This is a genomic window from Paenibacillus mesotrionivorans, assembly GCF_046098205.1.
In the GTDB taxonomy this organism is placed as follows: domain Bacteria; phylum Bacillota; class Bacilli; order Paenibacillales; family NBRC-103111; genus Paenibacillus_AR; species Paenibacillus_AR mesotrionivorans.
In genome coordinates, this window is sequence record NZ_JBJURJ010000015.1 from 1 (window position 1) to 13,820 (window position 13,820).

Sequence of the window (13,820 nt, forward strand, 5' to 3'; positions counted from 1 at the left end):
CGTTTATTTGCTCCCGCGCCACGTGCTCCGACCCTGCTAAACCGGAGGGCTTGACAAAAACGTTCATAGCAACGAATCTGAGCAACGCTATTTGACTATATGCAGGCAAAATATAAATCTAACGAATCTCAGACACACTATTTGTCCGAATTGGCGCCGAAATGCGTTCTAGCAGGCAAATAGCGTGTTATAGATTCGTTAGATTTTTTAGCATGCCCGTTTTCGCGAAATAGGGTGGCTGAGCCGGAATGTGGAGGCGCTTCACAAAAAATTGTTTTGACAAGGAGCATTCTTCCAACTTATAATTCCTATATTATAACTAGGTATTATCGGAATGGTGAGGGATGTTTATGGATTGGACAATTGCGTGTCTGGGACTGCTGGTGGGGCTTCTGGTAGGACTAACCGGTGTAGGCGGTGCAGCGCTGCTGACCCCGCTTCTTGTGATGATCGGCATCCATCCTTCCATCGCGGTGGGCACGGATCTGTTTTACAATTCCATCACCAAGCTGTTCGGCACCTTTCAGCATTGGCGGCAGCGCACCGTAAATCTGACGCTGGTCCGTTATCTCGCCATCGGGAGCATTCCCGGTGCTGTTTGCTCTATCATCCTTCTGAAGGTATTTGACAGCTTTTTTCAGGATTCGGAGACCTTTCTGAAACATACCTTAGGTATCGTGCTGATTATCGCCTCCTTGGCCACTCTGTTGAAGCCGCTGTTCAAATTTCGGCAGCCGCCTGCAGATGAAGCGGGGGACGGCCTATCCATTTATCAAGCCAAGCGGAAGCAGGTTGTGGGTATCGGATTCGTCCTGGGTTTTATTGTAGGGATGACCTCCATCGGATCGGGTTCGCTGTTTGCCCTGGCGATGCTGTACCTGTTCCGGATGAAAGCCTCGGAGATTGTGGGCACGGATATCGCCCATGCCTTCCTGCTGGTAACGGTGGCGGGCCTTCTCCACGCTAGCTTCGGCAATGTTGACTTCGTCCTTGCCGGCAATCTGCTAGTAGGCTCCATCCCAGGTGTGCTGGTAGGAAGCCGTCTCTCCGCCAGGATTCCCGCGGTTCCCCTGCGGACAGCTATGGCGGGCATTATTCTGCTGAGCGGTCTCAAAATGATTTAAACCTTTACCCCGACAGGTCTGTGGACCTGCCGGGTTTTTCGCTATTTTCAGAGGAAAGCAGGAGAAGCAGGAATAATATGAGAATAATGCAGGAGTAAAGAAGGAGGGGGAGCCATGAGCAAAACCATTGCTGTGGTAGGGGAGTACCGCGGGAATTCCAAACCTCAAGCGGCGCTGAACGCTGCTCTGAAGGATATACGGGACGGTTTCGGGTATCCGGTGGATTACGAGTGGGTGGACACGGATGAGGTGGAACGGATGGGAGCGGCGCTGCTAAAAGGGTACGCAGGGATATGGAGCGCACCGGGCAGCCCGTTCCGCAGTCTGGAGGGGGCCTTGGCGGCCATTTCCTACGCCAGGCGGAATCAGGTGCCGCATCTGGGGACCTGTGCGGGCTTCCAGCACACCATTCTGGAGTATGCCCGGAATGTGCTGGATATTCCGGAGGCGCAGCATGAGGAGTATAATCCGGAGGCGGATGTCCTGTTTATTACCCGGCTGGCTTGCTCCCTAGCGGGGCAGGACCTGGAGATTCTGCTGGAGGAGGGGACCCTGGCCTTTTCCTGTTATGGGGAAAAGCATGCTACGGAAAGCTACTATTGCAATTTCGGCATCAATCCCGGGTTCCGGGGCAAGCTCGTCCACAGCGGTCTGCGGCTGTCCGGCAAAGACAAGGAGGGGGAGGTGAGGATCGTGGAGCTTCCCGGCCATCCCTTCTTCGCCGCCACCTTGTTTGTCCCGCAAACCCGCTCCACCCGGGAGGCGCCGCATCCGCTGATCCTGCGGTTTGTCCAGGCTTGTATGGGGCAGTAGCAGATAATCGGATGTCTCCCAGGTGAGGACTGGGCGAATTATCACACGGACTGATGATCCGTTATTTTGCCAAAACAAAGGGGTTTGCCTGTTGTGCGGACCTGGTTCCGTTATTTGCTTCTATAAACAGAAAAACCGGCTGTTTTGCCCTCCATAACGGATCGTGAGTCCGTGTGAAGCGGAAAACACCGGTTTTTTGTTAAATAACGGATGCTGTGTCCGTAAATATGGCTCAGCCCGTTAATGGTGCTGGGCAGAAGACCGCTACCATTTGGTCAGCTTGCGTACCAGCGCCGCCAGATCCTCTTCACCGTTGACGAACACCCGCTTCAGCTTATAGGGATGCTGCTTCGGGGTGGTTTTTCCCTGGTCGATGGTGAACGCGTAACGGAAGCCGTTGTCTTTGAGAATCTTCAGTGTCGCATTGTTGTATTGGCCGTAAGGGTAGCAGAACACATCTGCCGTCACTCCCAGTTTTTCCTCAATCTGCTTTCTCGCTTCCATAATTTCGTAGGCCTGCTCCTCAGCGGTCAGCTTGGTCAGGTAAGGATGGGTCATACCATGGGGATGAATGTCCCAGCCGTTGTCCCGCAGATCCGCGGCCTGGTCCCAGTTGATAAAGCGTTTGTCGTCCATGACGCCCGGCGACATGAACAGAGTAGCAGGAAAACCAAGCTTGGAGAGAAGCGGCATTACGGTGCTGTGGTTATCCACGTAGCCGTCGTCAAAGGTCAGGAGCACAGGCTTATCGGGAGCGGCGGCCTGGCCCTCCATAATAGCGGAAAACTCCGCCATGGTTAACGGATGGTAGCCGTTGTCCGCCAAATATTGCATCTGTTCGGTAAATTTCGTGGGGCTCACCACTGCGGTGCTGCCCGGCATTACCTGAACACTGTGGTAATAAAGCACTGGAATGGAGACGGTCTTTTGGCTGCCGGCCCCGCTGTTATAGACAGAGGCGGTGACGCTGGGCGCAGCCGCATCGGAAGCAGCCGGCAGCGGGGAGGAAGATGGGGGAGCAGGGGAATCAAAGCTTGCGGTCAAATCCGGTATGGCGGAGCCTTCTGCAGAAGCAGCGGCCGAAGGTGGAGCAGCCGTTCCGGCACCGGCATGGGAAGTGACAGACACAGAGGGAGAGGGTGTCTCCAACTGGGAAACAGGCTCCGTAGACGCAGTGTCTACATCCGCCGGGGATGCCGTTGCCGGAAGCTCCGATTCCACCACCTGGGCCAAGGCAGGCTCGAAGGGTTTATCTCCAAAATCGAACAAAATTGGAACGGCCACCGCTGCCAGAAGCAAGCAGATGGCACCCACATACACAGCTGCGCGTTGACTCAATTTCATAGCAAGCACCTCCATAAAAGGGTAACGTGCCTAGAGTCTATCTTATTGTTTCAGGGTGCCCGCGGCTTCTCCGGGTACCGTCCAGCCGGTTACAACGGTTTCGTACATACGAAGTGCCTCTTTACCCGTTGGGGTAAGGTCATAAGTGCCACGGTTTACCCGCTGGTACCATCCGTAATAATTTTTTTGGAGGATGGAGGTGATCTTGGGGCTGCCCGTCAGCTCCCGCAGGCGCGCTGTGGTTAACGGACCGTGGGTTTCCATCGCCAGCGCACAGCGCAGGGCGGTTTCCCGGTATCCGGTAACCAGCTTCTGCCGGGTGCTGCCCCCTACGTTGTAGTCGGCGGAGCGCTGGCGGAATTCCGCCACCAGGCTGGCGGTGCGGCGGGCCATCCGCTTGGGGGTGTACGGCTCCGGATCGCATTGAATATGTACGGCGGGTTTTTTCGTTTTGTAGAAGCGGACGGTGAGCAACCCTACTCCGATCCGCCTGCACAGCCGGATAATATCATTCCAGGCCAAGCCGTGGGGAGCGCGTCCTGACGGGTTCATTTCTACGGCCAGATACACACGCTCGGAGGTGCGCAGCCGGTCCAGTCCCTGGATAAGAAGAGGCAGGTTGAAGGTACGCTTCAGCTCCACAATGACTGGGTCCTCGCCGCTTTTTAGCGCCACCAGATCGCAATGCTTTACCTCACCCCTGACCTCATAGCCATTGGCCTCAAAAAAGTGCTTCACGGGTGCATATAGCTCCGTTTCATGTTGAATGGGCATGCTGTTATTTTCCTCCTGAAACACTTTACTCGGCAGGCGTGCTGCGCTTATCAGCGGTGGATTCCGTTTGACTTCGGGGAAGCGGCGGACGGGGCGGACGGTTCACGGAACCCGCGGTCCGTCACATAATTCTCCACACTCCAAATGCCCTTGCCCCCGGCCTGTGCCTCCGCCGCGGCACTGCGGAAATCCTCCACATACTTCACGTCCGGCGGAAACACCGCCACACGGGCCAGCCCTTCCTCCAGCAGCAGCCGGTTCACCAGCTTATCGTCCAGCCATACATAATAGAGAGAGCGTCCGTACGCGTCCTTCGCCGAGATATCCCGCTCCAGCCGCACCTCTTTACCGGTGAGCAGCTTCCGGGTGAACGCCGCTGCTTCAAGACCGAAGGGCTGGGGCTCCTGAAGCCCCGGCTTGCGGATCTCCGGCGTATCCACCAGAATCATCCGGACGGTTTCCTTGCGGCTGCCGATGGCCACCTCGATGGTGTCCCCATCGATGGTTCTGGTAACGGACGCCTCAACGGTCCCGCCGATCCCGGGAGAGGTGGTTCCGGCGGAAGGGGGTGCCCCCTGTCCGTTCGTGCAGGCAGCCAGGAGCAGGCAAATGATCCATCCCCATTTTTTCATGCGGGCCTTCTCCTGATTGTTTAATGGTTATGAAATCTTATAGCAGCCAAATGTCCAAAATGAATGGAAATGCTGCTGTATCCTGTATTTACCCCTAACCATGGGAATCTTAATCCATTCCCTTTACAATTCCACAAGACTTGGGATTTTTCCTGCAAGCCCTTTGGGCCTATGGAAAATAGAGGCAGGCGGAAACCGCCCCGAACATGGTATAGTGAAAGGGAGGAATAGAGAGTAACCGCCAGAAGCTTATGCTATATTTTATGCTCGCGGCGGACAAGGTTATGAATGCTTCCGGTGAAAAGGACGATGGTATGGTATGGCAGCGGTATATGCTGTTCTACCCGATAGATTAGAGGTACGCCTTCAGGGCGGAGAGCGGAACAGTGTTCCGCCTTCGCTGGCAGGCTGCACCGCGTAACATGAGGAGGGAACCGCGCTTGTTTCAACGGGACTATATTCTTCGCATGATCGAGCAACTGTCCCAGGTGATGGCCCGGCTCCTGCTGCTTAAATCCCTGGAGGAGCGCCAGGAGGCTCTGCTCCTGCTTGAAGAATTCTATGGCAAGCTCCGCCTGCCCCCGGCCAGGCTGCTCCTGCGTATGTCCGATTCCGAGCTGCTCTCTCTGATCAGCACCAACGGCCAGCCTGATCTGGACAAGGCGGTTGGGCTGGGGATGCTGTTGAAGGAGGAGGGCCGGGTCCATGAATCCATGGAGGAATACGGCGAAAGCGGGGAACGTTTCCGCAAGGCGCTGTACCTGTTTCTTTCCGCGGAGCATCTGGGGGCGAATATGCCGGGAGCCGATTGCCGGGACCTGATCAAGGAGACCCGGGAGCTGCTGCGGCCGTACTCCATTCCGGAGCATACGCTGCTTTTGCTGTTGGACTATTACACGGGAGCGGGGCAGTACGCCCTGGCTGAGGATGTATTGTTCGAGCTGCTGGAGCAGGATGTGTCGCTGGCGGGGCGTGAGGCGGGTGAGCGCTTCTACCGTATGCTGCAGGAGGTGCCTGACGAATCGCTGGAGGAAGGCCGCCTGCCCCGCGATGAGGTGGAGCAGGGCCGATCCGATATGGAGCGGATCGCCGCGCGGGCCGGGGAGGCTGCCCCCCGGGCGGATTGAGAGTGCAGGGCGGCGAAATGGACCAGGGGAGGCCCTGGTCTTTTTTTGTGCACAGAACATTCACTGGAAATGGCAGTAAGGATCTGCCGTCCCGTTAGGACTGAAAACCAATGACCGTCCACTCGTCGACATAACTCCAAAAATCAATATGATATTTGGGCTGCCGTTTAGCAGACCAGAATACACCCTCATTTTCTCCGCAGTTGGCGGCATCAATGACGATATACGAGCCCATTCCGTTGGTAAAAAAACCAAAGGATGCGGTCAGGTCAAGCTGCAGCGGCTCCTTAAGCTCCTCAAGAATACTCCATTCCAGGTCATCGTCTCCCAGATATGTAACGGATTCAAAGGGAACAAGCCCCATTGATTCGCTGGCGTAATAATAAAAACCGTTATGTACATGCCCATAAAAATGTCGGAGGGAACGGGGAAGCTTGTCCCAGTGCTTCTCCAGCTCGCTGTTATTCATATCGTCTTGGGGATTTCGGCCTTCATAATAAAAAATTCCGCCGTCAGGATTGCGGATGGTATACAAAACCGAATAAACATTCCCGCATTCCAGCAGCTCAACTTCCTCCAGATAATCAGCCAGATAGGAAATTGTATTCCGCAGCTCAGTGGCCACACTATTCTTCCATACCTTCAATATCGCTTCTTTTCGCTTGTTTGTATTCGCCTCCTTGAATATGTCACGCCACACATCAGGTATGAGAGCTGCCTCAATATCAGTTAATTCCTTGCTTGAAACCATACGAACCCCGGGATTGTATTCTCTTAGATAACTCAGTTTTTCTTCCATAGTTTAATCATCTCCATAAAAAGGAATAAACAGGCAGGCTCAGTATATCAATAAATGGTTTTACATACCAGGGCTGAAGGTTGGGAAAGGCATTTAGCCAGTGCTCTCTGCGGGAAGAGGGCGCCCTCCTTTTGGACGGAAACGGATGGACAAACCCTGTGTGTAGGTTTAATCGTCTGTTATACCATTATTAACACTCTGTTTTATGAAAACGATTAGACAAACTTCTGTAACATTTCGTTCACAAACCCAGCATAAACTTGTGAAAATAGTGTAACATTATCCAATGAAAGCCTTATTATTCGGGATTTTCTGAGATTTCAACCGTATTTTCATTCACAAACGTGTCACCATTCTGTCTCTTTTCCTTTTGGCAAAATAGGTGTATGATTTGGTTATAGAAATTGCTGTTATATAAATTACTTAAATCTGTTTTATTCGGAGGGAATGTTGATCATGAAACAATGGGAAGGATTCCAAGGCGGCGCATGGGAAAAGGAAATTAACGTCAGGGACTTCATTCAACAAAACATCACAGTATACACCGGCGACGACCAATTCCTCGCACCGGCTACGGATGCAACCAACCAATTGTGGAAGCAAGTCATGGAACTCTCCAAGCTGGAGCGTGACAACGGCGGCGTAGTAGATATGGATACCGAAATCGTGTCCACTATCACCTCCCACGGTCCCGGCTACTTGAACAAGGACCTGGAAACAGTTGTCGGCGTTCAAACCGACAAACCTTTCAAGCGGTCCCTGCAGCCTTTCGGCGGTATCCGTATGGCAGAGCAATCCTGTGAATCCTACGGCTACAAAGTAAGCGACGAAATTACCCGGATTTTCACCGAAATCCGTAAAACCCATAACCAAGGCGTATTCGATGCCTATACCGACGAAATGAAGCTGGCCCGTAAGGCCGCCATCATCACCGGTCTTCCCGACGCTTACGGCCGCGGCCGGATCATCGGCGACTACCGCCGCGTTGCTCTTTACGGTATCGATCACCTGATCGCCGAGAAGAAGAAGGACCTGTCCAACACCGGCCTGCGCACCATGAGCGATGACATCATCCGCCTGCGCGAAGAGCTGAACGAACAAATCCGGGCTCTGAACGAATTGAAGAAGCTGGGCAAGGCTTATGGCTTCGACCTGTCTCAACCGGCACAAACTGCGAAGGAAGCTTTCCAATGGCTGTACCTGGGTTACCTGGCCGCCATCAAGGAACAAAACGGCGCTGCCATGAGCTTGGGCCGCACCTCTACCTTCCTGGACATCTACGTAGAACGCGACCTGAAGGCAGGCGTTTTGAACGAACAACAAGCACAAGAATTGGTTGACCACTTTGTTATGAAGCTGCGTCTGGTGAAATTTGCACGGACTCCGGAATACAACGAGCTGTTCAGCGGTGACCCCACTTGGGTAACCGAATCTATCGGCGGTGTAGGCCTGGATGGCCGTCCGCTGGTAACCAAGAGCTCCTTCCGCTTCCTGCACACTCTCGACAACCTGGGCCCGTCCCCGGAGCCGAACCTGACTGTGCTCTGGTCCAACCATCTGCCGGAAGGTTTCAAGGACTACTGTGCCAAGATGTCCATCAAAACCAGCGCTATCCAGTATGAGTCCGATGATCTCATGCGCAACGAGTTCGGCGACGACTATGCCATCGCCTGCTGTGTATCCGCCATGCGCGTCGGCAAACAAATGCAATTCTTCGGCGCCCGCGCCAACCTGGCCAAGGCTCTCCTGTACGCCATCAACGGCGGTGTGGACGAAAAGCTGAAGATTCAAGTCGGCCCGACCTTTGCTCCCATCAAATCCGAATATCTGGACTTCGACGAAGTCATGAAAAAATTCGATTCTATGATGGAATGGCTGGCTGAGCTGTACATCAATACCCTGAACTGCATCCACTACATGCATGACAAATACAGCTACGAGCGCATCGAAATGGCTCTGCATGACACCCATATCCTGCGCACCATGGCTACCGGTATCGCCGGTTTGTCCGTAGCGGCTGACTCCCTGTCCGCCATCAAGTACGGCAAGGTCAAGACCATCCGCGACGAAAACGGCCTGGTAGTAGACTTCACCATCGAAGGCGAGTTCCCGAAATACGGCAACAACGACGACCGTGTGGACCAACTGGCTGTACAACTGGTAGAATCCTTCATGACCAAGCTGCGCAAGCACAAGACCTACCGGGATTCCGTACACTCCATGTCCATTCTGACCATCACCTCCAACGTGGTGTATGGCAAGAAGACCGGTAACACTCCGGACGGACGCCGTGCCGGCGAACCGTTCGCACCGGGCGCCAATCCGATGCACGGCCGCGACGAGAAGGGCGCATTGGCTTCCTTGTCCTCCGTGTCCAAGATTCCGTACCAATATTCCGTGGACGGTATCTCCAACACCTTCTCCATTGTGCCGCATGCACTGGGCAAGGATGATCATTCCCAAATCAAGAACCTGGTTGCCATCCTGGACGGTTATGCCTCCAAACATGGTCACCACTTGAATATCAACGTGTTCAACCGCGAAACTTTGATGGACGCCATGGAGCATCCGGAAAAGTACCCGCAGCTGACCATCCGGGTATCCGGCTATGCCGTTAACTTCATCAAGCTGACCCGCGAGCAGCAAGCAGACGTTATCCACCGGACCTTCCACGCTACCATGTAAGGTAGGCAGCCTGTCTTCCGGGACTTGGTAAACAAGTCCCGGAGACGGCAGTCCGGCTTGTATAGAGCGATTCCCCATACAGATAGAAGCCTGCGCATACGCAGGCTTTTGCCTGTTATAGATTGTGACTATTTTCACAATAGATGAGTAAAGGAAGATGCCGGTTGACAAAGCAAATCTCGGTTTGTATTGGAAGCTCCTGCCACCTGAAGGGTGCTTATCGCCTGATTGAAGAGCTGCGCCAATTGATCGCCAGCCGCGGCTTGCTGGAGCAAGTGGAATTGAAAGCGAATTTTTGCGCTGGCCGCTGCCAGCATGCCGTGTCCGTCCAGGTGGACGGCAAACCCTGCATCGAGGTTAATGAAGAAGGCATCGGGCAATTCCTGAAGGAAGTGCTGGAGGAGAGAATATAACCATGGGACTGCTTCATTTCCAGGCCGCCAACTGCAAGAATTGCTACCGGTGCATCCGTACTTGCCCGGTCAAAGCCATTGAATTCAAAGACAACCAGGCCCGTATTGTGGCCGAGGAGTGTATTTTTTGCTGCAGATGTATGAAGGAATGCCCGCAGAACGCCAAGACGGTGGAATCCGATGCTGGCAAGGTGCTGCGGATGCTTCAGTCCGGTGCTGAGGTGATTGTGAGCCTGGCGCCTTCCTTCGCCGGATTTACCCCGGACCCCCATGGATATATCCGGCGGCTGTACCGGGCCGGCTTCTCCCAGGTGCGGGAAACGGCGGAGGCCGCAGAGGAAATTTCCCGCTGTTATGAGGAGGAATTTCAGCGCAAGGGGCGGCTTATCACTACGGCTTGCCCGGTGGTCGTGGAATATATCGAGAAGTATAGCCCCCAGTGGGTTCCCTATCTGGCAGAGGCGGATTCCCCGTTGATGGCCCATGCCAAGTGGATCAAGGAGCGGTATCCCCAGGCAAAGGTGGTATTCGTAGGGCCGTGTTATGCCAAAAAAACCGAGGCGGACCAACAGCCCGGTTATGTGGATGCCGTGCTCACCTTCGAAGAGGTGGAGTGGCTGCCCCTGCTGGCGGTGGAGGAGGAAGGTTTTGCTGAGGGGGTACCTACAACCGCTGCTGCTGAAACGGCTGCCGCCGCTCAAGCTCCTTTAATGGAAGCGCGGCTGTATCCCATTGATGGCGGCGTTGTGGAAACCACCTTTAAATCCGGCAACGGCCATCCCGCCTCCACCCGCCTCAGGGCGGTGTCCGGCATCGAGAACTGCCGCAAGCTCCTGTCCTCCCTGAAGGAGCTGCCGGAGGGTTATTTCCTGGAGATGAACGCCTGCGAGGGCGGCTGCATTAACGGCCCCGCCGCGGGCAGTCACATCCATCCGCTGCTGAAGCAGGACCGGATCCTTGCCTACCGGCAGAACCCGGCTCCCCAAGGCCCTGCACTGCCTATGGCAAACAAGGAAATGGTCCGCCGCACCTTTCGCGACCGGAGTAAGGCTCCTGTCCGCTATTCTAAGGAGGCGATCCGCGACATTCTCCGGAAGCTGGGCAAGGAGCGGCGGGAGGATGAGCTGAACTGCGGCGCCTGCGGCTACGACACCTGCAAGGACAAGGCAGAGGCGGTTCTGGCGGGCAAGGCCGAGCTGTACATGTGTATGCCCTATGCCCAAACCAAAGCGGAGTCCTTTGCCCATGTCCTGCTGGAGAAGACACCCAACGCGGTGATTGCTGTAACGGATCAGCATCTGATCAAGGAAGTGAACGCTGCCGTAGGAATATTTTTCCAGACTGATCCACAGGAGCTGCTGGGCCTTCCCCTGGAGTATCTAATTCCCGCCGAGGAAATAACCCTGTCGCCTCACGAACAGTCACGGAAGAAGCTGTATTTTCCCGAGCTCCGCAAAATCGCCATTGTCTCCGCCGCTTTTGTGCCCGAGCAGCAGCTGTATCTGGTGATCCTTCATGACCTGACCGAGCAGGAGCAGGAGCAGGAAAAGCTGCGGGTGCTGAAGCAGGAAACGGTGGAAATGGCCCAGCGGGTCATTGAGAACCAGATGCGGGTAGCCCAGGAGATCGCCGGCCTTCTGGGAGAAACGACAGCTGAAACCAAGGTGACGCTGACCAAAATGAAGCGGCTTTTGCTGGAGGATTGAGACCATGTCGATGATGGAGCACCGTATCTTTGCCGATGTGGGATTTAGCAGCCTGAATAAGGCGGGGGAGGAGCTGTGCGGCGACAAGGTCCATATTACCCGGACGCCGGATTCGGCGGTAATCGTGCTGGCGGACGGCCTGGGCAGCGGTGTCAAAGCCAACATCCTGGCCACCCTCACCTCCAAAATTGCCGGGGATATGCTGCGGATGGGAAGCGATATCGAGGATGTGGTGGATACCCTGACCCAGACGCTGCCGGTATGCAAGGTCCGCGGTGTGGCGTATTCCACCTTCACCATCTTCCAGGTGTTCGCCGACGGACGGGCATACCTTGTGGAATATGACAATCCCTCCACCTTCTTCTTCCGGCAGGGCAAGCTGGAGGAGCTGTATTACCTGGAGCGGACGGTAAACGGAAAAATGATCAAGGAATCCCGCTTCCGCGTCACCGAGGAGGATACGGTGGTGCTGATCAGCGACGGAGCTGTCCATGCGGGAGTGGGACAGATTCTGAACCTGGGCTGGCAGTGGAGCCATATCGCCGAGCATCTGGGTAAAATCGTGCCGGAAACCGCCTCCACCCGGGCGGTGGCCCGGCAGCTGGCGGAGGCCTGCGAGGCGTTGTACTGCGGCAAACCCGGCGATGACACCACGGCGGTGGCGGTGCGCTTCCGGATGGCCAGCCCCGTGACGCTGCTGGTGGGACCGCCCAGCAATCCGGAGCTGGACAGCCGGATTGTGCGGGAATGGTTTACCCGTCCCGGGAAAAAGGTGGTTTGCGGCGGAACCTCCGCCACTATCGCCTCCCGGGAGCTGGGTGAGGAGCTGGAGGTGGATTGGTCCTCCGCCTCCGACCCGGATATTCCTCCGGCAGGGAAGCTGGCCGGCGTGGATCTGGTGACGGAAGGGGTGCTGACCCTCCGCAAGGTGCTGGAATATCTGCAGGCCTACAAGGCCGGGGGGACCCTGGACCGGAAAAGCCATGGCGCATCCCGGCTGGCCAGGCTGCTGCTGCGGGAGGCCACGGAGATCCATTTTATTGTCGGTACGGCCATTAACCCGGCGCATCAAAACCCCAATTTTCCCCAGGATCTGAATATCAAGCTGCGGATTGTCAACGATATGATCCGCACGCTGCGGGAATTGGACAAACCCACCTCCATCACCCTATACTAAGATGCCAGGGCGTGTGCAAACCCGCCCATCGTGTCCGGCAACGCCGGAACGGAAAATGATACGGTGAGGATAATAAGCGTGGATACGAATACATTGTATATCTTTGCATGCAGGGAAGAGGAGCTGGACCTGTGCCGTTTGGAGCAGCGTGCGCTGTTCGGCGCTGAAATGGAGGCCGCTGCTTCCCCGGGAGGCTGGCTGGCCTCCTCCTGTTTGATTGAGCCGGGCCGGAGCCCCTTTATCCGGCACCGGCTTTTGGTGCGGAGAGCCGCCACCTCCCTGGAGGAGCTCATCGCCCGCGCAGAGGGCTGGAGCATGGAAGGTAAAACCTTCAAGATCCGCTATGTGCCCACGGCAGAAACTGGCTTTGACTACGACGCCTGCCGGGGGATTGAGCGCCGGGTGGGGGCGGTGATCCGCGGCAAGGCGGAGATGCGCCAGCCTGAGGTGGTGCTGGGCGTTACCTATACCGGCCATGCGGAAGAGGGCTGGCTGCTGGGCGAACTGGCGGATAATCCGGCCATTTGGCTGGCCCACCAGAACAAGCCGCAGAGCTACTCCACCGCCCTCAGCACCCGGGTAGCCCGGCCTCTGGTGAACATCGCCCTTCCTTTTCCCGACGGGGAGCTGGGAGACCGCACTCTGCTGGACCCCTGCTGCGGAATGGGCACGGTGCTGATTGAGGCTTTGTCCATGGGCGTGTCCGCCTCCGGCTCCGATATGAACCCGCTGGCGGTCCAGGGTGCCCGGGTCAATCTGGCTTATTACGGGTATTCCGATGCGGTGAAGTTATGTGACATTGCCCATGCCCAGGGTGCATATGATGCAGTAATTGCCGACCTCCCCTATAATCTGTGCTCGAAGAGCCCGCGGGAGGAGCTGTTGGCAATTCTCCGTCATGCGGCAAGGCTCTCGGAGCGGGTGGTGTTGGTCACCACGGAAGCCGAGGAGCTGGATGGGCTTGTTCACGAAGCATGTCTTCTGGTGGAGGACAGCTGCCGGATTCCCAAAGGAAAGCTGGTCCGCCGGGTTCTGCTGTGCCGCCCGTCCAATAATCACAAGCCCAAAATTTCGTAAAATTCGGTAAACTCTCCTCCCCCGTCTGCATATTTATTAAATACATTCCTAACGCATCCCCAAAATGAAGCGCAGTGTTTGTTCCTTTTGAAAAGTGCGGAATGGGTACACACGGTCATGTCAGCTAACCTTCAAGAAAGTGTCAGGAT

General features: G+C 55.6%; 12 protein-coding genes. 8 read left to right on the top strand and 4 right to left on the bottom strand.

The window, feature by feature from the left end; translation table 11 throughout:
• Positions 1-350: 350 nt before the first annotated feature.
• Together ACI1P1_RS21075 and ACI1P1_RS21080 are read left to right on the top strand one after the other, a co-directional pair.
• Positions 351-1,124 carry a sulfite exporter TauE/SafE family protein gene (locus tag ACI1P1_RS21075; RefSeq protein ID WP_416218416.1) on the top strand — a complete coding sequence of 258 codons (774 nt, stop codon included), beginning with the start codon at positions 351-353 and terminating at the stop codon, positions 1,122-1,124.
• A gap of 114 nt (positions 1,125-1,238) precedes the next feature.
• Positions 1,239-1,937: a CTP synthase C-terminal region-related (seleno)protein gene (locus ACI1P1_RS21080; protein WP_416218417.1), complete on the top strand. Its 699-nt coding sequence runs from the start codon at positions 1,239-1,241 to the stop codon at positions 1,935-1,937.
• A 264-nt stretch (positions 1,938-2,201) separates the two neighbouring features.
• On the opposite strand, the gene ACI1P1_RS21085 is transcribed toward ACI1P1_RS21080, so the two are convergent.
• The 3 genes from ACI1P1_RS21085 to ACI1P1_RS21095 are packed head-to-tail and all read right to left on the bottom strand — an operon-like array spanning position 2,202 to position 4,687.
• Positions 2,202-3,281, bottom strand: a complete 1,080-nt coding sequence (locus ACI1P1_RS21085) for a polysaccharide deacetylase family protein (protein WP_416218418.1) — start codon at positions 3,279-3,281, stop codon at positions 2,202-2,204.
• Positions 3,282-3,323: 42 nt separating this feature from the next.
• A complete protein-coding gene (locus ACI1P1_RS21090; protein ID WP_416218419.1) occupies positions 3,324-4,055 on the bottom strand; it encodes a DUF2161 domain-containing phosphodiesterase in 732 nt (243 codons plus the stop codon).
• Positions 4,056-4,105: 50 nt separating this feature from the next.
• Complete coding sequence (locus ACI1P1_RS21095) at positions 4,106-4,687, bottom strand: thermonuclease family protein (RefSeq protein WP_416218420.1); 582 nt, start codon at positions 4,685-4,687, stop codon at positions 4,106-4,108.
• 440 nt (positions 4,688-5,127) lie between these two features.
• Between ACI1P1_RS21095 and ACI1P1_RS21100 the strand changes: the two genes are divergently transcribed.
• A complete protein-coding gene (locus ACI1P1_RS21100; RefSeq protein WP_416218421.1) occupies positions 5,128-5,814 on the top strand; it encodes a DUF6483 family protein in 687 nt (228 codons plus the stop codon).
• Between the two features lie 94 nt (positions 5,815-5,908).
• Here the strand turns inward: ACI1P1_RS21100 and ACI1P1_RS21105 are convergent, their stop codons facing one another.
• Positions 5,909-6,613, bottom strand: a complete 705-nt coding sequence (locus ACI1P1_RS21105) for an SMI1/KNR4 family protein (protein ID WP_416218422.1) — start codon at positions 6,611-6,613, stop codon at positions 5,909-5,911.
• Between the two features lie 456 nt (positions 6,614-7,069).
• Here ACI1P1_RS21105 and pflB point away from each other — a divergent pair, with 456 nt between their 5' ends.
• The 5 genes from pflB to ACI1P1_RS21130 all read left to right on the top strand — a co-directional run bounded on the left by pflB (position 7,070) and on the right by ACI1P1_RS21130 (position 13,671).
• Positions 7,070-9,298, top strand: coding sequence for a formate C-acetyltransferase (gene pflB / locus ACI1P1_RS21110; protein ID WP_416218423.1), 2,229 nt, complete (start codon positions 7,070-7,072; stop codon positions 9,296-9,298).
• A gap of 164 nt (positions 9,299-9,462) precedes the next feature.
• Positions 9,463-9,711 (top strand): (2Fe-2S) ferredoxin domain-containing protein, encoded by a 249-nt coding sequence (locus tag ACI1P1_RS21115; RefSeq protein ID WP_416218424.1) that lies wholly within the window; start codon positions 9,463-9,465, stop codon positions 9,709-9,711.
• Positions 9,712-9,713: 2 nt separating this feature from the next.
• A complete protein-coding gene (locus tag ACI1P1_RS21120; RefSeq protein ID WP_416218425.1) occupies positions 9,714-11,417 on the top strand; it encodes a [Fe-Fe] hydrogenase large subunit C-terminal domain-containing protein in 1,704 nt (567 codons plus the stop codon).
• A 4-nt stretch (positions 11,418-11,421) separates the two neighbouring features.
• Positions 11,422-12,594 (top strand): SpoIIE family protein phosphatase, encoded by a 1,173-nt coding sequence (locus tag ACI1P1_RS21125; protein WP_416218426.1) that lies wholly within the window; start codon positions 11,422-11,424, stop codon positions 12,592-12,594.
• A gap of 78 nt (positions 12,595-12,672) precedes the next feature.
• Positions 12,673-13,671, top strand: coding sequence for a TRM11 family SAM-dependent methyltransferase (locus tag ACI1P1_RS21130; RefSeq protein ID WP_416218427.1), 999 nt, complete (start codon positions 12,673-12,675; stop codon positions 13,669-13,671).
• Positions 13,672-13,820 lie beyond the last annotated feature (149 nt).